Origin of the sequence: Tissierella pigra, from assembly GCF_009695605.1 — a bacterium.
Classification (GTDB): Bacteria; Bacillota; Clostridia; order Tissierellales; family Tissierellaceae; genus Tissierella; species Tissierella pigra.
The window spans coordinates 13,447-33,100 of the sequence record NZ_VUNQ01000043.1 but is presented as its reverse complement, the minus strand read 5'-3'; the positions used below and the strand labels follow the sequence as shown (position 1 = coordinate 33,100).

Genomic DNA, 19,654 nt, shown 5'->3' with positions numbered 1-19,654 from the left:
CATGAAAAAGAACCTCCTTGGTGTATGGTTTCTCGATAATTCCATTAAACCAAATGAGGCTCTTTTTTTCATTAATCAAATTTTACCATGTCAACTGGTATTTTTTATTTTGATGCAACACTAGAAGCCCAAGGCTACTTTTCTAATATATATTGCTTTTTTTCTTCTCTAGATAGTCTATAAAGTGATAAATAGATACTTTTAGATATAATGTCAGCCATATTCATAACTAGAGATAGTCTAGTATTTTGTAGTACCATAGCTTCCATCATGCCGCCAATATTTACGATTCCAGTAATAGATATATCTCCAACTGGAGGTAGAGATTTGTTTACCCCAGCGCCAGGACGTAAGGGAGAATTTTTAATAGATAAATGCCCAACTCTTTCTAATCTCCCTAAGGAAGAGTCTATGGCAATTATAAATGGATTATTATAATCATTTTTTATTTTATCTAGATTCTCCTCAAGATTTTTTGCATGAATGGGATTTTCCAATGTTCCCATTAGATATACATTTCTATAATTTTTTATTATAGGTTCAAGTTTGTGGCCTACTAATGGACCTAGAGAATCTCCAGTAGACCTATCTGTACCAATACAGAAAAGAATTATATCTTTATTTTCTATAGAATTGGAAGATAAATAATTGAATACTAAGCTGGAAAATTTGGATAAAGCAAAGGGAGAAGATGAGTCTATATAATTGTTTCTAGTAAATATATTCATTAATAACCTCCTATGTATTCTGTTATATATAACCTTCAACTTAATGGGTACTAGGAGTATTGCCTAAAATTAAATATAAATACTTTGTTTCATATATAAAAATAAATGTTAAGATTTCGTAACATTTACATATTTAACCAATTAATATTTATATTAATAATGTGAGAAACAAGCTTAAAAATTAAGGTATGAATAAACTAAAGGAATTAGAAGATAATAAAACTATTAGAATATGGAAAGGTTGAAAAAAATGTAATCTATGATATAATTGTTACAGATTGATTACAAACGAGTTACGACTATAATGAAAATAGTTCTAAACTAGGAGGAAATTATGGATAATCCCAATTATAATTACATGAGAGAAACTTTTGATAAGTTAAGAAAAACCTTTGATAAGTTAAAATTAAACGGAAATGATATGAAAGTAGCCTTATCATCCTTAATGATTCTATCTATTGTTGCATTAAGTATTACAGGATATAAAGCTTATGAGATTAAAATGAAGGCATTTGATGTATATCTTGGGGAAGATATAATAGGAACTGTGAGAAGCCAAGAAGAAGTTAATGACATAATGGACAACTTAGAAAAAGAATTATCCAATACATATAATATAGATGTGGTTTTAGACAAAGATATAAAATTTGAACAAACTAAAGCTAAAGAAGAGTTAATAACATCCAGTAGTGATTTGCAAAAACAAATCAAATCAAAAATGCACTTTTTAGTGTCTGGATATGCTCTTGAAGTAGATGGAACAGAAGTAGGAGTACTAAAAGCTAGAGAAGATATAGAAGATATAATAAATGAAATAAAAAAGCCCTATGAAGATATGGCTAAGGAAGGTACTGATATAAAGGATATAAGTATAGTTGAAAATGTACAAATAGCAAAAAAAGAAGTACCTTTAAATAAGATAAAAGAGAAGGAAGACTTATATAATCATTTATTAACAGGATCGGAAGAAATAAAGACTCATATGGTAGAGGTAGGAGAAAGTTTTTGGACTATTGCAAAGATATATAATTTATCAGTGGAAGATTTAGAAGCTGCAAATCCAGATAAAAATCCAGAAAGACTTCAAATAGGCGATGAGGTAAAATTAGTCGTGCCTAAATCAGTTCTTACAGTGGCTACCGTATTGGAAGTAGAGTATACTGAAAATATAAACTATGAAACTGAAATAGAATATGATGAGACTATGTACACAAATCAAAAGAAAACTAAGGTAAATGGTTCAAATGGTGAGAGAAAAGTAGTTGCAAAAGAAATAAAACACAATGGGATTATAGTAGATAAAGATATAGTCAAAGAAGAAATAATTACAGAACCTGTGAAGGAAGTTGTAGTAAAAGGAACTAAAGAAGTTCCAAAAACTGTGGCAACAGGTACATTTTTAACTCCTACTAGAGGTAGAGTTTCTTCTAGATATGGTATGAGAGGTGGTAGGATGCACAGAGGTCTTGATATAGCAGCTCCAATAGGTACAGCTATAAAGGCATCTGATGGAGGAAAGGTTATATACTCAGGTTCAGGAAAAAGTGGCTATGGAAAAATGGTTGAAATTGACCATGGTAATGGATTTGTTACTAGATATGCTCATTGTAGTAAGTTACTTGTAAATGTTGGAGATAAAGTATATAAAGGACAACATATAGCTAATGTAGGAAATACAGGTAGGTCATCAGGTCCACATTTACATTTTGAAGTCCTGAAGAATGGTAAAAATTATAATCCAAGTAATTATTTAAAATAGAGGAAGCTTTGGCTTCCTTTTTTGTATATAAAAAGGGCGATTTTCCGCCCTTTTAAAATCTAGAATCCAATAAGAATATAATTATCAATAGCATAAGCAGAGTTTCTAGCAAGTCATTATCCATAGTGTTTGAACAAGATTTTATAACATTTTCCAGATTATCTTTTTCATCGCTGAATAATAGCTTTAAGTTTAAAACTCCAATATCTTGTATTTCAGGAGAATTAGAAAGAGCAATAGATGATTTGATTAACTTATTTTTTACATCCTGTGGTGAAATATCTTTATATTTATTTAATAAAAGTGCGACAGAACCAGATACTAAAGGTGTTGCCATGGAAGTACCGCTAAGAGATGTGTATCCATCTAGCTTAGTATTTGATAGAGATTTTATATTTGCTCCTGGAGCTAGTATATCAGGTTTCATTAAACCCTCTAATGTAGGTCCTCGACTAGAGAATGGAGCTATAGTATCATCAGAGGGATCTACAGTTCTTTTATCATCAGTTGCTCCTACAGTTATGACATTTTTATTGATACCAGGTGAAAGAATAGTTCCCTTTTCTGGTCCACTATTTCCTGCTGCCACAACAACAATTAAACCTGCCTTTATAGCCATATCTACAGCTTTACATAAGGGGTCCTTATCGCAGGAGTTATTGGCAGGAGTGCCTAAAGAAAGATTAATAATCTTAGTATTATATTTATCCTTAGTAGCCACTATATAGGAGATAGCATCAATAATATCTGAAATATTTCCTCCTCCTGCTTTATCTAAAGCTTTAATACCTAATATATTAGCTTTAGGAGCTATTCCTATATATTTTCCCCTTGAGGAATAACCACTTGCAGCAATAATACCTGCTACATGGGTACCATGACCGTTATCATCATAAGGTTCACTTTTATCATTGACCATATCTTTAAATCCAATGATTCTATTAGTAGGTCTTGTTAAATCACTATGGGGAGCTACACCAGTATCTATTACAGCTACTGTAATACCCTCTCCATTATATCCTTTATCATGAGGAAAATATGCGTCCATTGTAGGTGCTGCAATATCTAATAGAGCATAAACCCTTGAGTCAAAGCTAATATAATCTACTTCAGGATTAGATACTATCTTATAAATTGTATCTGTAGTCATAAGACCGGCAAATCCATCTATTAATGGTAAATCACGTTTGACCCTATTGGACAAGATATTGATATTTTCCTTTAGATTGGAAGAATTACTATTAAATTGTACAATTACAGGCACCTCTTCTCTTGACTGAGACATTATTTTGGCACCGAGAATAGGACAAAGCTTAGTATTTATTACTGTTTTCACTATTACCACCTTCCTTGTTCTATTCTATGCTACCAAAAAATAAAATGTGTCAAAAACAAGAAAAGCCCGAAGGCTTTTCTTATAATAAATAGTAAAATTCTGCTTTTTATCTTTTTAAATTAGAACTTTACATTTATGAAATTCAGAGAAAACTGAATTATAAATATTTGAATAGAAACTTTTATTACTTTTTAATTACCAATTTACTTAATTCACCTACTATTAAAGGAATAAAAGCATATTCTAATATTGCCATCCAATCCTTTACACCAAGAGAAAAAGTATTAAATATAGGCTGCATGAATGGTATATATAATACGCCAAGTAACAATACAAATGAGAATAATGTACCATATACTAAGGTTCTATTTGTAAAGAATCCAATTTTAAATAATGTATATCTTTGTGACCTACTGGAGTAAGCACGTAATAGTTCTGCAGTTATTAAAGCAGTGAAGGTAATTGTTCTTGCCTTATCGATATCCCCTGAATAAGCTGAAAGTCCCCATTTATATGCTAATAATGAAGCTCCTCCTACAGCTATACTTTGAAGAATTATTCCTACGAGCATAGACTTATTTAATATAGGCTCTTTTGGGTTTCTAGGAGATAATCTCATAATATCAGGGTCACCTTTTTCTACCCCTAAAGCAAGAGCTGGGAAACTATCTGTAACTAGGTTTAACCATAATAATTGAATAGGTAAAAGTGGTACTGGTAAATTAAATAATATACTTGTAAATACTAAAAATATTTCTCCTATATTACATGATAATAAAAAGAAAACAAACTTTTTAATATTGCTATATATTATTCTACCTTCCTCTACAGCAGATACAATGGAGGCGAAATTATCATCAGTTAAAATCAATTCAGCAGTGTTTTTAGCCACATCTGTACCTGTAATACCCATTGATACACCAATATCTGCTCTCTTTAAAGCTAAAGCATCATTTACTCCATCACCAGTCATAGCAGTTATTTCTCCATTAGCCTTTAATGCACTAACTATTCTTACTTTGTGTTCAGGAGAAACTCTAGCATAGACCTTTATATCTTTTACTACTTCTCTTAATTCCTCATCAGAGATTTTATTTAATTCTTCTCCCATCATAGCTTCATCTATTGTATCAGCCATACCAAGTTCCTTAGCTATGGCGAAGGCAGTTTCCTTATAGTCACCAGTGATCATAACTGTTTTTATACCTGCTTCCTTACATTTAGCTATGGCATCTTTAGCCTCTGGTCTAGCAGGGTCTATCATACCAACTAAACCTACAAAAGTCATATCTACTTCATTTAAATCAGGAGATATATTATTAGGTAATTCATTATATTCCTTATATGCAAAGGCTAAAACTCTCAGAGCATCCTTTGAAAAATTGCTATTTACTTCTAGAACTTGATTTTTTATATTTTGACTAAAATCGGTTACTTTTCCATCTATACTAATTCTACTACATCTATTGATTATTATATCTGGTGCTCCTTTAGTGAAGGAAACAATTTTTCCAGGTATATAGTTTTGATGAAAAGTTGTCATCATTTTTCTATCTGAATCAAAAGGAATTTCTTCAATTCTAGGAAACTCTTTATTGATATTATCTTTATCAATATTAGCTTTACCAGCTAGAGTAACAAGAGCACCTTCTGTAGGATCTCCAATAACTCTAAATATACCGTCTGCATTTTCCAGACTAGCATCATTGGCTAAGGCAGATATTGAAAGGAGTGTTTGTAAATCCCCTATTTCTTCTATTTTTATGTTGGCGCCATCTACTATAAATTCTCCAGATGGCTCATATCCACCACCAGTTATATCTATAATTGTTCCATCAGTAAAAACTTTGACTACTGTCATTTCATTTTGAGTTAAAGTACCAGTTTTATCGGAACAAATTACTGTAGTAGAACCTAAGGTTTCAACTGCTAAAAGTTTTTTAACAATGGCATGGCGTTTAACCATTTTATTCATACCAATGGCTAAAACAATAGTTACGATTGCAGGCAATCCTTCAGGAATAGCTGCTACAGCTAAACTGATGGAAACCATTAGCATTTCTAAGGCTTCCCTACCTTGTAAAAGTCCAATTACAAATACTGCTATACATATAAATATTGTAGCAAGACCTAGAACTTTACCAAGGTTGTTTAATTGTTTTTGAAGCGGGGTTGTTTCATCCTCAAAGGATTGAATCATAGTAGCTATTTTTCCAATTTCAGTATCATGTCCTGTACCTACGACAATACCTTTGCCTCTACCATAGGTAACAGCAGTACTCATAAAAGCCATATTGTGTCTATCACCTAAAGATACTTCCTCATCAAAAATGGAATTGCTATTTTTTTCAACAGGTACAGATTCACCAGTTAAAGAAGCTTCTTCAATTTTTAAATTAGAGCTTTCCATAAGTCTTAAATCTGCAGGAATAATATCTCCTGCATCTAAAGCTACAATATCTCCTGGAACTAAAGTGTTTGCAGGAACTACTTCAATACTTCCATTTCTAACGACTTTAGCATTTGGAGAAGACATTTTCTTTAGAGCATCTAAAGCTTTTTCAGCTCTACCTTCTTGATAAATACCTAAAAAGGCATTAACAATAACTATGGCTAGAATAACCATGGCATCCTGTGCTTCCCCGACAAAAACTGAAATAATTGCAGCTGCTATTAAGATTAATATTAGAAAATCTGAAAATTGAGCTACAATTTTAGAGAAGAAACTTTTTTTATTTTCTTCTTTGAGATCATTTGTACCATACTTTTCCAATCTGAGATTTACTTCATTTGAAGTCAATCCAGAATCAAGATTTGAATCTAAGTTAGATAATAATTCTTCTTTACTTTGTTTATACCATTCTTTCAACTTAATCCCCTTCCTTTAATTGTTATTGATTAGTATACCACTGAAAAATAAAATAAATCAAAAAAGACCTTTGTTTAAATCACTTAGTGATTTAAACAAAGGTCTTGCTTCCTAAAAAAAGGTAATTAGCCGGGAAAGTCCGTAATGACGACTAATTATTTTTAAGCTACTCCCCTCTGAATGATATAATTATATATTAAAAGAATATAAGTTGCAAGTTAAATATTTGAGTAATTGCCAAAATATAATAAGTATTTGACAATAAATCCACTATATTAGATAATCTAATATAGGAAGATAATTATGTAAATAATTAATTAATTGGAGTGATTCAATATGTATAATAAAATACTAGTTATAGATGATGAAAAGGCTATTGCAGATATAATAAAATTCAACCTTGAAAAGGAAGGTCATAGTGTGGAAACAGCCTATGATGGAGAAGAAGCTATTAATTTAATTCATAAAATAATGCCAGATTTAGTAATCCTAGATGTTATGATGCCTAAAAAAGATGGATTCCAAGTATTGAAGGAAATTAGAATTGACTATAATTTTCCAGTAATTATGCTTACAGCAAAAGAAGAAGAAGTGGATAAAGTTCTTGGACTAGAACTTGGTGCAGATGATTATATTACAAAACCATTTAGTATGAGAGAGCTAATAGCAAGAGTAAAGGCAAACCTAAGAAGAGTAGACTACTCTAATGCTGCTGCAACAAAGGATTTAGGTACTATGATTACTTCAGATGATTTAACCATAGATTTAAACAAATATGAAGTAAAAAAAGATGGATGTATAGTAGATTTAACTTTAAGAGAATATGAACTGCTTAAATTCTTAGCATCTAGCTCTAATCAAGTTTTTTCTAGAGAGCAATTATTAGAAGAAGTATGGGGATATGAGTACTATGGAGATATAAGAACTGTAGATGTAACAATAAGAAGATTAAGAGAAAAAATAGAAGACAATAGTGGAGATTTTAAATATATTTTAACTAAAAGAGGAGTAGGATATTACTTCAGGAGGACTTAGTATGTTTGCCAGTATAAAGTGGAAATTTATTGTAGTTTGTTTTTTATTAATATTTATTGCTATGATAATAGTAGGTATATTTATTTTTGGAAGATTAGAATCACAACAGATATTAAATAACACTAATTCTATGGAACAGCATATAGAAACCATAATTAAAACCTCTTCGTATTTAGCAGAAGACAATTGGTTAAATGTATCAGAACAAATACAAGAGACTTTAAATGAATGGAAAATAGACGGTAATGAGACTATATATGTAATATATAATGATGAGTTTCCCATTATAATAGCCTCATCTTCAAAACAATATGAAAAATTAATAGGGCAAAATGCTTTATCGTATAAATCCATAGACCCTACCTTAGTATTGAAGGCCTATGGTGGAGATAGAGCAAATGAAGATATAAAAGAAAAAAATGAAAACACTGTATATAATCATATCGCATATCCTGTTTTAGACGAAGTAGGAAAGGTCAAGGGAGTAATATATATGACTTCAGATTTGCAAAATGTATATACAGTAGTAAATGAATCTAAAAAAATATTAACAAGTGCTACAATGATAGCCCTTGTAATTACAATACTTTTAGGATATTTAATAGCTTCAAGCATTACAGAACCTATTCGTGATGTAACTAATAAAGCAGAAGAAATGGCATCTGGAAATTTTGATCAATTTGTTGACGTAAAATCAGATGATGAGATTGGGCAACTTGCCAGTATGTTTAATCATTTAACTTTAAAGTTGAAAAACACAATACAGGAAATGGATTTAGAAAGATCTAAACTAGATACTATTTTTAACTATATGGCAGAAGGTGTTTTAGCAATAGATTTAGATGGTAATATAATCCATGGGAATCCTATTGCCATGGATATATTGAGATTAGCTGGAGAAAAGGACAACAATGATAACTTTACACCTTATATAAATAAGCTTTTAGAACTTATAGATATTAAAAATGTTAATTTTGAACAAATATCTACTTTAGAAGGTCATAAAGCATTAGCCATTGATTCCTATGTATATAAAGTAAAATATGCACCATTTAAAGATGAAGGAAATAATATAGCAGGGCTTATAATTGTGTTTCAAGATATGACAAATGAGCATAAACTAGATAATATGAGGAAGGAATTTGTAGCAAATGTATCTCATGAATTAAAGACACCTATAACTACAATTAAAAGCTATACAGAAACTTTAATGGATAATGGAATAGATAATGAAACAGGGAAAATGTTTTTAACAGTTATAGACAATGAATGTGATAGAATGGCAAGACTTGTTAAAGATTTATTACAGCTTTCAAATCTAGACTATAAAAAGACAGTATGGAAAAAAGAAGAAGTTTCTATAAACAAACTTTTGGAAGATATTTTATTAAAATTAGAATTTGCATTTAAAAATAAGAATCATAAGCTAGAATTAAATATAAAGGAATTACCAGATATTGTAATAGATAAAGATGGTATAGAGCAGGTAATACTAAATATAATATCAAATGCTGTAAAATATACAGAAGATAATGGAACTATTGAGATTTCTTTAACAGATGAAAATAATTTTATAAATATAAAAGTAAAAGATAATGGTATAGGTATTCCAGAAGAAGATCAAAAAAGGATTTTTGAAAGATTTTATAGAGTTGAGAAAGGAAGAAGTAGAGAGCTGGGTGGTACTGGACTTGGACTATCTATTGCAAAGCAAATAATGGAAGCTTATCAAGGACAAATCGTCCTCAATAGTAAATTTGGAGAAGGTACAACAGTAGAAATAAAAATACCTTATGAGAAAGTGTAATTCAATCTTAATTTTATTGTAATAATTTTGTAATATAGTTACTATATAATGTAATCAGAGTAAAAGTAAAGGAGGATAGATTATGTGGAAAAAGATATTGGCTAGTCTATTTATAGGTGCTAGTCTACTTGCTATTAGTTCAGTTGGAAATGCAGCTACAGAAGATGCAAAAATTAATACTGAGCAAAAAATTGATATAACAAAGTATCAAGTTATAAACCCTGAAAAAAAAGCTTATTCTACAGAGGATAAGATTACTTTTATAAATGGAAAAGCACCATCTGGAACAGAAGTTACAATAGAAGTATATGGAACAACTGATCTTACAAGAAAAAGTTTTGATTTACTAAAATTACCAGATGAAGATGATTACATTGAAATATCTAGTGATACTATTAAATCTGGTAATATGGGATTCTTTGATAAAGAATTAGAATTGGTAACAGGAATCAATAAAATAATTATTATTTTTGAAGTAGAAGATGTTCCACCGATTGAAATAATCGTATATGTAAAGACAACAGATACGGGAAATCATACAAATGAAGTTAAGCTTACAGATATAATAACAATACTTAAATAGTACTTTCTAGTGATATGGAGATGGTTAGAATGATGGAAAGATTCAAGACTTTCATATTAATGTCATTAGTATGTATTAGTTTAGTATTTACAAAACGCTTATGGATTGAACTTCCCAATGAAATGATTAATATATTTAACAATAAAAAAGAAGTTTATGGTGTATCATATTTATTGTCTGATATGATAGTACCTAATAAATATCTGTTAAATTTTGGTTATAAAAACCATACTCTTTTCTATGACGATTATAAACATAGATTATGGACTAACTCAAGAAATGTTTTAAATAATATATTAGGTTCAAAAAGCATTGAAATTTCTGAATTACCAAATGATGAGTTTTCAACATATAATGGAAAGAGGTCTTTAGTATTTTATTTTCCCGAAAAAGTAAATACCTATATATTAGCTAAATCCTTAGATGTTAAAGATCCTAATCTAATAGTAGATAATCTACCTAGTGTTAAAAGCATTTATATCTCTCTAGTAGATAAGGATTCTTTTTGTGTTTTTTCAGATGGAGAGAAAAATCTATTGATATATGATAAATCTATGGATTTAGATAATTTAAAAAAACAAATCAATTCAATTAAAGAAAATCGGAATTATAATAATTATTTTTCTATGAAAGAAGCTTTAGAAGTAAATAATGATACCTATATATCATATGAAATGAAAAGCACATTGCCTACAATACATGTAGAAAATGAAATCAGAAATTTAGATGAAGAAGAAAAGAAAGAACTAGTAGAAAAGTTTTTTAACAAAAATATTGATTATATTAGAGAAATAGTTGAAAGTAATGGTTCTACTATATATATATATAATCAAAAAGTTTTGAAGTTAAATATAAATGGTTCCTTAGAGTATTTCCATCCCCTAGAAGAATTAGTTAGAAAGCGAAATCTCTATCAAAGTTTGACTACGGCATCAGAATTCATATCTAAAAGTCCAGGAGTTCCAAAAGGAATGTACTTAGCTAAAGTAGAAGAAATTGAAGTAGATAATAATTTAGGATATAATCTAACATTTAGATATAGAGTTAAGGGTATACCTATAATTCTTGGAAATGAAGAAGTAACAGATTTTGTACAAATAGAAGTATTTAATGATCATATAAGGTCATATAAACATTTCATTAGAAAAGATATGAATAAGTCAGTAGAAAGTGTTCCTGAAGCGAAGAGAAATTTAGCCTCCTTTGATATACTAGATATGAATATTGATTTTATAGTGGAAAAGTATTTAGAAAAGAATGATATTCAATTATTAGAAGGTGAGGAACCTGTTCAAGCAGAGGTTTTAGAGACTATAAACGATATTACTTTATCTTATTTTGACCCATGTCTGAAAGATATAGAAGACGAATTGATACCTGTTTGGGTCATAAGAATGGGAGACGGACTTTACGCATTTAATGTATACGACGGTTCATTAGTATATGAAAAAAATTAGTTAGGATGGATGGTGAGTTATGTGGACTGGTCAAAGGCGAAAACCATCTTAATATTTGCATTTATAATAACCAATATTTTATTGGGGTTCGTATTACTTTCAAGCGAAAGACAAGTGGAAACAACAACAAAAGAAGGTTTTATAGAAGATGTGACTGAAATTTTAAAAAGCAAAAACATTTTTATAGATACAAATATATCTAGAGAGATCCCCAGTCTAAGTACTTTAATAGTAGAATATGATTTTGTAGATTTTACGAAAGTAAATAATAATTTTTTTCAAGGTAATGGAACTATTGAATCTAAGGAACAAAACACGGCTGAAATATTTTTTGAAAATGAAAGTATAATAGTTACAAATAAAAAGAATTTAGTCTATGAAAATAAAAAGACAACAAAAGAGTACAAGGACTTAGATGAAGAAAAGGCTAAAGATATTGCATTGGAATTTTTACAAGAAAGAAAATATGATACTTCAGATATGGTATTATCCTATATATCATTAAAAGAGGATGGATATTATTTAGAGTTTTCAAAGTTGTATAAGGATAGATATCTGGAGAAATCCTCTACTATTATAGAACTGGATGAAACTGGAGTCAAGAGAATGGAAAGAACATGGCTAAATATATTAGAGGAAAGAGATACTCCAATATATATAAGTACAGCTCCAAAATCTATTCTAAGTCTTTTGAGTATGAAGGAAGTATACGGAAAAACCATAAAAGATATATCCCTATGTTATTATTTTGAACCAACAGATCACAATGATTATATGAAGGATCCTAAAGAGGCAAAAAAAGGTAAAACTATGCCTGCTTGGAGAGTTTTATTTGATGATGGATATAAAGTAATTATAGATAACTATAATAATTAAAAAAGAAGAATTTCAAATTCTTCTTTTTTTTATGTATATGTACTATAATATAAAAAAGGCTTCTAAATAAATGCTATAATAAAATCCTTACTTGAAGCTAAATAAAAAGCATATTACAAAATGGGGGAATTATGAATGGATATTAAGTTTTGTTCCTTATCCAGTGGAAGTTCAGGGAACTGTCAATATATTGAAACTAACAATACAAGATTATTAGTAGATGGAGGATTTTCTGGAAAAAGAATAGAGGAGTTATTATCATCCATAGAAGTAGAACCAAATACATTAGACGGCATACTAGTAACCCATGAACATATTGATCATGTAAGAGGAGTAGGGGTTCTTTCAAGAAGATACGATTTACCTATCTATGCCAATTGCAACACTTGGTTAGGAATGGAAAAATCCATTGGTAAAATAAAAGAGAATAACATAAAATCATTTGTAACGGAAGAACATTTAGATATAAAAGATATAACTATTCTTCCTATTAATATATTTCATGATGCTTTAGAACCAGTTGGGTATATATTTTTTTATAAAAAGATTAAAATCAGTATTATAACAGATACAGGTTGGGTAAATGATAATATAAAGAACCATATAAAAGGTTCTGATTTATATTTAATGGAATCCAATCATGATGTAAATATGCTGAAAAATGGTACTTATCCTTGGCCACTGAAACAAAGAATACTTAGTGAAAGTGGACATTTATCCAATGATTATGCTGGAAATGTTTTAGGAGAAGTTATATCAGGTAATAGAGAAACCATATTGTTGGGACATTTAAGTAAAGATAATAATACACCAGATTTAGCTCATAGAACAGTAAAGGAAATTTTAGTAAACAAAGGAATAAATGTAGATAAGGATATTAAATTGGATTTAACATATAGAGATAGAATAACCAAGGTATATAATTTATAAGGAGGAGTTAAAATGGGCGATTATAATTATTATAGTTACAATAGACCACCTAAGAAAAATAGGACTTTTTCATATTTTATAGTAGCATTAGTGGCAGCTATAATTGGAGGAATATTTGGTTCTTATATTGCGCCTACCTACTTATATGGAAAATTTCTTCCCATGCCAGAATTATATCAGGGAAAAGGGGTAAGTCCCATAAATGAGATAACTATTACTCCAACAGAAAATATAACTTCAGTGACAGCTGTAGCCAAAAAAGCCATAGGGTCAGTAGTAGGAATAACTACTGTCCAGGAAATGAGAGAATTATTTTGGTCAAGAGATGTAGAAGGTGTAGGTTCGGGAGTAATTATAGATTCAAATGGATATATTTTAACTAATTCTCATGTAATTGGAGATGGTAAGGCAAAGTCAATATCAGTACTGATTGAAAATAGAGATAAGATACAAGGAAAGGTTTTATGGTATGATTCTTCCCTTGATTTAGCCATAGTAAAAGTAGAAGCTAAAGATTTACAGGTGGCAGAATTTGGGGATTCTGATATACTTGAAGTAGGACAGTTGGCAGTTGCTATAGGAAATCCATTAGGATTAGATTTTCAAAGGTCGGTTACATCAGGAGTTATTTCTGGACTTCACCGTTCTATTAAAGTAGATGAGTACAATATTATTGAGGATTTGATACAAACAGATGCCTCTATAAATCCAGGAAATAGTGGTGGTCCTCTTTTAAACAGCGAAGGTGCTGTAATAGGTATAAACACTGCCAAAATAAAGACTGGTGAAGGACTAGGATTTGCTATTCCAATAAATCTAATTAAACCCATAGCAGAAGAAGTTATTAAAGATGGTAAGTTTAGTAGTGTTTATATTGGATTTCAAGGAGCAGAGGTAGATAGATTTGAAAGGGAGTTTGGCACTAGATTAGGCACTGATAGCGGAGTAGTAATCATTGAAATATTACCAAATTCTCCAGCACAAAAAGCCAATTTAGAGATTTTAGATGTAATAACAAAAATTGACAATCAAAAGGTTGAAAATATGGTTCAATTAAGAAAGATACTCTATAAGTATAAGATTGGAGATAAAACAGTTTTAACAATCAATAGAAATGGTCAAGATATAAAAGTAGAAATAGAATTCACAAAATTTTAAAGTAAGTAGGAGGTTTGAAGTGAGAATATTATTAGCAAATGATGATGGAGTAATGGCAGAGGGTATATATACATTGGCAAAGGAGTTAGAAAAGGAACATGAAATAATCATAGTGGCGCCAGATATGCAAAGATCAGCTCAAAGCCATGCTATTACATTAGGTAATGAACTAATAGTAAAAGAAGTGGATTTAGAGGGACTTAAGTCTAAGGCTTATAGTGTTTCAGGAACTCCTGCCGACTGTATTAGAGTAGGCCTAGAAATTTTATCAGAGGAAAAAGTAGACTTAGTCTTATCAGGGATAAATTTTGGGTTTAATTCAGGATTAGATATACTTTACTCAGGAACAGTTTCAGCAGCAATAGAAGGAAATATATATAATATCCCTTCTGTAGCCATATCTGCTGAAGTAAAAGAAGATACTGCACGATTTGATATTGCAGCTAAATATGTAAGACAAATTTTAGAAAATTCTATGGATAAGTTGTTGAAATCCAATATTGTATTAAATATAAATATTCCATATAAAAGTGAAGAGGATATATTAGGTATAAAGGTTTGTAAGATAGGTGGACCTATCTATGATTATTACCTTACGGAGTATAATGAAAAAGGAGAAAAGATACTAAGACTTAAAGGTAGAAAGGACTCCGTAGCAGAAGAAGATACAGATAGATTTTATTTAAACAAGGGATATGTAACAGTAACACCCCTTTATTATGACTTAACAAATTTTAAATTATTAGAAGAGATAAAAACTTGGATATAATTGATTAAATATTATAATATCTGGGTAGTATTTAAATGATACTTACTATAAGGAGGCAAAAACTATGTTTGAGATTAGGAGCAAAGAAGAGGTCTTAAAGGAATATGTAAGGAGATACCCAGAGTTAGATAGATTTGTAATGGATGAATTATCTAAAGAATATGACAGGTACATAGACTTACTGAAAAACTTAGAGACTAAGGAAGAGGCTATCGGAGTATTTCAAGAGGAAATAGAGAGAAATGAAAGGTCCTATAAAGATAATTCCAAAATGAGAGCATTAGAAGGTTCAACTCATAATCAATTCATGGATATATTAGCTAATTATGGACTTATAGTATTTTTTAGAGACAATATGATAAAGTGATTTAAAGACAATAAAAAATGAATATCTAATAATGAATAATTAAACAAGTGTACAGGATTGTACACTTGTTTTTGTTAATCTGAATATTAAAATTAGGCTATTTATGGTAGTATATAAGAAGATATATTTAGATGAAAGGAAAAGACTATGAATATAAGAGTTGTTGCAGTAGGAAAGATAAAAGAAAAATATATACAAGAAGGTATAAAAGAATTTTTAAAAAGACTATCAAGATATTGTTCAATGGATATAGTAGAAATTGAAGATGAAAAGGCACCTGAGAATCTGTCTGAAAAGGAAATGGAAATCGTAAAGAATAAGGAGGGGGAGCGAATTTTAGCCAAAGTTCCTCAAAATTCTTTTGTTATTTCCCTGGAAATTAAAGGTAAACAATTATCCTCAGAAGAATTGTCAAAAAAGATAGAAGATCTAATGATAAATGGAGTAAATGATATTACTTTCGTCATAGGGGGTTCATTAGGATTGTCTAATAATGTAACCACTAGAAGTGATTTCAAACTATCCTTTTCAAATATGACTTTTCCACATCAGCTAATGAGACTTATTTTACTTGAACAAGTTTATAGGGGGTGGAGGATAATAAAGGGCGAACCGTATCATAAGTAAATGCTAGATGTAAGGGTTACATTTGATAACTGTGTAACCTAGATGCTTAGCATTTACTTTTTTAATTGAACCTTAATTTATTGTGAATAGGTTACAGTTATGTTATACTGGGAAAAATAGAAATTGATTATTTTTTATATTTAACATAGTAGCATTGATATTATTGTTTAATATTAGGGGGCAAGATATTGGAGAAATTGAGAATTAAAGCCAATGGAACGGAATTAGAAGTAAATCAGTATCCTAGAAATGGAGAAACAATTGTGTTTATACATTTTTCAGGGGGAAACTTAGCACAATGGAATGGAGTTGTACCATATTTTATTAATAAATATCACATAGTTACGTTGGACCTTAGAGGACATGGGAAGTCAGAGAAAGTAGTAAGTGGATACACGTTAGACAATATGGCAATAGATATTATAGATGTTATGAATCAATTAGGAATAGAAAAGGCACATATAGTGGGCAGTTCTTTAGGAGGAGAAATTGCAGTAAATCTTGCATCACATTTTCCAGAAAGGATACAGTCTATTGTGGCAGAAGGTGCGATTCAGAACTACTTTGGTAAAAATGGTGTATGTGATATAGCAAAAGAAGAAATACCAAATAAGAAAATAGAACTGCGAACTAAAAGAGCAAAGAAAAACAATCCTGTTTTTGATTCAATTGTTGAAAAAGTTAAGATGGCAAAGCAGAATTATGAACAAGGTGGTATTTTGTGGAATCAGCAAATTGAGGAATTTGAAATATATAATAGTTCAGAAACAGGAGATGGGAAATATATATCTGCTTGTCCTAAATGGGTAATAGATAAATATTTAGAAGATTTTTGGGATATCAAATTTGAAAAATACTTTGAAAATATTATTTGTCCGGTTTTAATGCTACCCAGTGAAGAAGAATGGAAGTCAAAGGAAATAAAAGCAGGTATAGAAAATTTTCAAAAGCTTTTGAGGTTAAGTCAGGTTGTGGTTATTCCTGGAGGGAGTCATGCATATGTTGCATTCCAATATCCACTAGAATTTAGTCAGGTGATTCAAGCGTTTCATAATGAGATAGAGCAATATTAATGAAAGCCATTTTACTGGAAAGGTATCTTAGTACTTATTGAAAAACTGCTGTTAAAGAGGTACGGTGAACCTTATGATAAATGACTATACAGTTCAAAATGATATATTGCTAATAAAGATTTTTAATGGACTAATTCAGATAATACTATATAAGTGAGGGCGTATAATGGGCAAACATCATCTATATACAATGAGTATAGCAAGAGTTTATCCACTTTACGTTGCAAAGGTTGAGAAAAAGGGACGTACCAAAATAGAAGTTGACGAAATCATTTGTTGGTTGACAGGTTATAGTCAGAAAGAGTTAAAAATACAACTGGAAAAACAAACAGATTTTGAAACCTTCTTTACAGAAGCACCACAATTGAATCCTTCTAGAACTTTAATCAAAGGTGTAGTCTGTGGCGTACCAGTAGAAAATATAGAAGAACCAATAATGCGAGAAATTCGTTATTTAGATAAGCTTATTGATGAATTAGCAAAGGGAAAAGCTATGGACAAGATTTTACGAAAATAACTAAAAATGAAGAGTTAATAAAAATCCTAATTCTTCATTTTATCCATGATTTGATGAGATTTATATTGAAATATAATTTTATTGATAAGAGAGAAAGAATGTAAAATTAAAAGGTTAGAGTAAATCTAGCCTTTTTTATATTTTCAGTATATATTTAATAAATGTTTAAAGCTTGACAAATAGTGAAGTAGATTATATTATTTGCTTAGTGACCATGTGGTCATTAAGTAAATTTTAAGTAGTTAATAAACAAGGGAGAAGAAGTATGCCTAAAGAGTTATTTTATGAATTAGATATGGACAAAAGGAATCGAATTATAAATGCAGGATTAAGTGAATTTGCACGATATAGTTACAATGAAGCATCTACTAATAGCATTGTTAAGAAAGCTTCCATAGGAAAAGGAAGTCTATTTAAATATTTCATTAATAAAGAGGATTTATATTTTTATATATTGGATTATATCATAGATGATTTTATAAAGGATTTAAAGGATGAGTTGTCAAAGCTTAAAGGAGAACTATTTCAATTTATTCTTAAATATGCAGAGATAGAATTCAATTGGTATATAAAGAACATTGATAAATATAATCTCATAAACCGTGCTTTTAATGACGACAACTCAAGTATATATAAGAAAACTGTAGAAAGATATAAGCTTACTGGGCTTTCTTTTTACAATAATATAATAGAAAGTGCTGAAATACAGAAATTGAGGTGGGATAGAGAAAGGATTTTAAATATTATAAGATGGGTTCTAGAAGGGCTTAACGAAAAGTTTATCAAAGAAGCAGATGGATATTCAAATATCAATGATATTAAGGACTGCTATATAAGAGAGCTTGGAGAGTATATTGAGATACTAAAAAAAGGAATGTATGATTAAATAGGGGGGAACTGTAATGTTTTACGGAGCAAAAGAAGGGAAGGTAGAAATTGGTGCAACGGATATGAACTATGTTACTTTTGGTAGGGGTCAAAAAAACCTTATTATTATTCCAGGATTAGGAGACGGATTAAAAACTGTTAAAGGAACAAAAATATTGCTTACAGTAATGTATAAACTATTTGCTAAAGAACATAAAGTATATTTTTTTAGTAGAAAGAATCATATTGAAGAGGGATATTCAACTAGAGAGATGGCAGAGGATCAAAGGATTGCAATGGAGAATCTAGGGATACAAAATGCTTATGTAATGGGTATTTCACAAGGAGGAATGATATCTCAATACCTTGCTATTGATTATCCTCAAATGGTAGATAAACTAGTTATAGGAGTATCTGTTTCTAAGCAAAATGATAATATGCAGAAAGTTATAAAAAACTGGATAGCATTGGCCAAGAATAATGATTATAAAAATTTAATTATAGATACTATGGAAAAAACCTTTACGGAGGATAGACTTAAAAAATATAGGTTGTGCTATCCAATTCTCACAAAAGCTGGGAAACCAAAAGACTTCAATAGATTCATTATTCAGTCTAATGCATGTCTTCATCATAATGCCTATGATGAATTGGATAAAATTAAATGTTCTACGTTAGTAATAGGTGGTGATAGTGATAAAATTGTAGGTGAAAATGCAAGCAAGGAAATGGCTGAGAGAATAAATAAAAGCAAGTTGATTTTGTACAAAGGTCTTGGACATGGAGCATATGAAGAGACTAAAGATTTTAACCGACAAGTATTAAGATTTCTTATATCTTAGAAATATCTATTAAAATATAAGCTTTGCCAGTTAAACCAATAGGAATTAGCAAAA

The 19,654-nt window shown here is 29.9% G+C and carries 18 protein-coding genes; 15 read left to right on the top strand and 3 right to left on the bottom strand.

Going from position 1 to position 19,654, the window contains the following annotated elements:
- Nucleotides 1-134 precede the first annotated feature (134 nt).
- Nucleotides 135-728 carry a spore protease YyaC gene (gene yyaC, locus FYJ83_RS15310; RefSeq protein WP_154441961.1) on the bottom strand — a complete coding sequence of 198 codons (594 nt, stop codon included), beginning with the start codon at nucleotides 726-728 and terminating at the stop codon, nucleotides 135-137.
- Between the two features lie 334 nt (nucleotides 729-1,062).
- On the opposite strand from yyaC, the gene FYJ83_RS15305 reads away from it, so the two are divergent.
- Nucleotides 1,063-2,487 (top strand): peptidoglycan DD-metalloendopeptidase family protein, encoded by a 1,425-nt coding sequence (locus FYJ83_RS15305; protein WP_154441959.1) that lies wholly within the window; start codon nucleotides 1,063-1,065, stop codon nucleotides 2,485-2,487.
- Nucleotides 2,488-2,539: 52 nt separating this feature from the next.
- Here the strand turns inward: FYJ83_RS15305 and FYJ83_RS15300 are convergent, their stop codons facing one another.
- Nucleotides 2,540-3,823 carry a S8 family peptidase gene (locus FYJ83_RS15300; protein WP_216584536.1) on the bottom strand — a complete coding sequence of 428 codons (1,284 nt, stop codon included), beginning with the start codon at nucleotides 3,821-3,823 and terminating at the stop codon, nucleotides 2,540-2,542.
- 184 nt (nucleotides 3,824-4,007) lie between these two features.
- A complete protein-coding gene (locus FYJ83_RS15295) occupies nucleotides 4,008-6,692 on the bottom strand; it encodes a calcium-transporting P-type ATPase, PMR1-type (protein ID WP_154441957.1) in 2,685 nt (894 codons plus the stop codon).
- Nucleotides 6,693-7,028: 336 nt separating this feature from the next.
- Between FYJ83_RS15295 and FYJ83_RS15290 the strand changes: the two genes are divergently transcribed.
- The 14 genes from FYJ83_RS15290 to FYJ83_RS15225 all read left to right on the top strand — a co-directional run bounded on the left by FYJ83_RS15290 (nucleotide 7,029) and on the right by FYJ83_RS15225 (nucleotide 19,600).
- Nucleotides 7,029-7,727, top strand: coding sequence for a response regulator (locus FYJ83_RS15290; RefSeq protein ID WP_154441955.1), 699 nt, complete (start codon nucleotides 7,029-7,031; stop codon nucleotides 7,725-7,727).
- A gap of 1 nt (nucleotide 7,728) precedes the next feature.
- Nucleotides 7,729-9,534 (top strand): sensor histidine kinase, encoded by a 1,806-nt coding sequence (locus FYJ83_RS15285; RefSeq protein ID WP_154441953.1) that lies wholly within the window; start codon nucleotides 7,729-7,731, stop codon nucleotides 9,532-9,534.
- Nucleotides 9,535-9,616: 82 nt separating this feature from the next.
- Nucleotides 9,617-10,117, top strand: a complete 501-nt coding sequence (locus tag FYJ83_RS15280; RefSeq protein ID WP_154441951.1) for a hypothetical protein — start codon at nucleotides 9,617-9,619, stop codon at nucleotides 10,115-10,117.
- Between the two features lie 29 nt (nucleotides 10,118-10,146).
- Nucleotides 10,147-11,574 (top strand): hypothetical protein, encoded by a 1,428-nt coding sequence (locus tag FYJ83_RS15275; protein ID WP_154441949.1) that lies wholly within the window; start codon nucleotides 10,147-10,149, stop codon nucleotides 11,572-11,574.
- A 21-nt stretch (nucleotides 11,575-11,595) separates the two neighbouring features.
- Nucleotides 11,596-12,450, top strand: coding sequence for a two-component system regulatory protein YycI (locus FYJ83_RS15270; protein ID WP_195838023.1), 855 nt, complete (start codon nucleotides 11,596-11,598; stop codon nucleotides 12,448-12,450).
- 135 nt (nucleotides 12,451-12,585) lie between these two features.
- Nucleotides 12,586-13,380, top strand: coding sequence for an MBL fold metallo-hydrolase (locus tag FYJ83_RS15265; protein WP_154441945.1), 795 nt, complete (start codon nucleotides 12,586-12,588; stop codon nucleotides 13,378-13,380).
- Between the two features lie 12 nt (nucleotides 13,381-13,392).
- A complete protein-coding gene (htrA, locus tag FYJ83_RS15260) occupies nucleotides 13,393-14,538 on the top strand; it encodes a serine protease HtrA (protein WP_154441943.1) in 1,146 nt (381 codons plus the stop codon).
- 19 nt (nucleotides 14,539-14,557) lie between these two features.
- A complete protein-coding gene (surE, locus tag FYJ83_RS15255) occupies nucleotides 14,558-15,307 on the top strand; it encodes a 5'/3'-nucleotidase SurE (protein ID WP_216584539.1) in 750 nt (249 codons plus the stop codon).
- A 64-nt stretch (nucleotides 15,308-15,371) separates the two neighbouring features.
- On the top strand, nucleotides 15,372-15,674 hold the full coding sequence (locus tag FYJ83_RS15250; protein WP_154441941.1) for a hypothetical protein: 303 nt from the start codon (nucleotides 15,372-15,374) through the stop codon (nucleotides 15,672-15,674).
- Nucleotides 15,675-15,821: 147 nt separating this feature from the next.
- Entirely contained in the window at nucleotides 15,822-16,301 is a 480-nt protein-coding gene (rlmH, locus tag FYJ83_RS15245; protein ID WP_154441939.1) for a 23S rRNA (pseudouridine(1915)-N(3))-methyltransferase RlmH, read from the top strand.
- A 188-nt stretch (nucleotides 16,302-16,489) separates the two neighbouring features.
- Nucleotides 16,490-17,374 carry an alpha/beta hydrolase gene (locus FYJ83_RS15240; protein ID WP_154441937.1) on the top strand — a complete coding sequence of 295 codons (885 nt, stop codon included), beginning with the start codon at nucleotides 16,490-16,492 and terminating at the stop codon, nucleotides 17,372-17,374.
- A gap of 166 nt (nucleotides 17,375-17,540) precedes the next feature.
- On the top strand, nucleotides 17,541-17,891 hold the full coding sequence (locus FYJ83_RS15235; protein ID WP_154441935.1) for a DUF2200 domain-containing protein: 351 nt from the start codon (nucleotides 17,541-17,543) through the stop codon (nucleotides 17,889-17,891).
- 265 nt (nucleotides 17,892-18,156) lie between these two features.
- A complete protein-coding gene (locus FYJ83_RS15230) occupies nucleotides 18,157-18,777 on the top strand; it encodes a TetR/AcrR family transcriptional regulator (protein ID WP_154441933.1) in 621 nt (206 codons plus the stop codon).
- 16 nt (nucleotides 18,778-18,793) lie between these two features.
- Complete coding sequence (locus FYJ83_RS15225) at nucleotides 18,794-19,600, top strand: alpha/beta fold hydrolase (protein ID WP_154441931.1); 807 nt, start codon at nucleotides 18,794-18,796, stop codon at nucleotides 19,598-19,600.
- Nucleotides 19,601-19,654: the final 54 nt, after the last annotated feature.

Bases quoted from the DNA above. Each gene is read 5' to 3' on its own strand.
- yyaC (WP_154441961.1), bottom strand. From the start codon at position 728: ATGAATATATTTACTAGAAACAATTATATAGACTCATCTTCTCCCTTT.
- FYJ83_RS15305 (WP_154441959.1), top strand. From the start codon at position 1,063: ATGGATAATCCCAATTATAATTACATGAGAGAAACTTTTGATAAGTTA.
- FYJ83_RS15290 (WP_154441955.1), top strand. From the start codon at position 7,029: ATGTATAATAAAATACTAGTTATAGATGATGAAAAGGCTATTGCAGAT.
- FYJ83_RS15285 (WP_154441953.1), top strand. From the start codon at position 7,729: ATGTTTGCCAGTATAAAGTGGAAATTTATTGTAGTTTGTTTTTTATTA.
- FYJ83_RS15280 (WP_154441951.1), top strand. From the start codon at position 9,617: ATGTGGAAAAAGATATTGGCTAGTCTATTTATAGGTGCTAGTCTACTT.
- FYJ83_RS15275 (WP_154441949.1), top strand. From the start codon at position 10,147: ATGATGGAAAGATTCAAGACTTTCATATTAATGTCATTAGTATGTATT.
- FYJ83_RS15265 (WP_154441945.1), top strand. From the start codon at position 12,586: ATGGATATTAAGTTTTGTTCCTTATCCAGTGGAAGTTCAGGGAACTGT.
- htrA (WP_154441943.1), top strand. From the start codon at position 13,393: ATGGGCGATTATAATTATTATAGTTACAATAGACCACCTAAGAAAAAT.
- FYJ83_RS15250 (WP_154441941.1), top strand. From the start codon at position 15,372: ATGTTTGAGATTAGGAGCAAAGAAGAGGTCTTAAAGGAATATGTAAGG.
- rlmH (WP_154441939.1), top strand. From the start codon at position 15,822: ATGAATATAAGAGTTGTTGCAGTAGGAAAGATAAAAGAAAAATATATA.
- FYJ83_RS15235 (WP_154441935.1), top strand. From the start codon at position 17,541: ATGGGCAAACATCATCTATATACAATGAGTATAGCAAGAGTTTATCCA.
- FYJ83_RS15230 (WP_154441933.1), top strand. From the start codon at position 18,157: ATGCCTAAAGAGTTATTTTATGAATTAGATATGGACAAAAGGAATCGA.
- FYJ83_RS15225 (WP_154441931.1), top strand. From the start codon at position 18,794: ATGTTTTACGGAGCAAAAGAAGGGAAGGTAGAAATTGGTGCAACGGAT.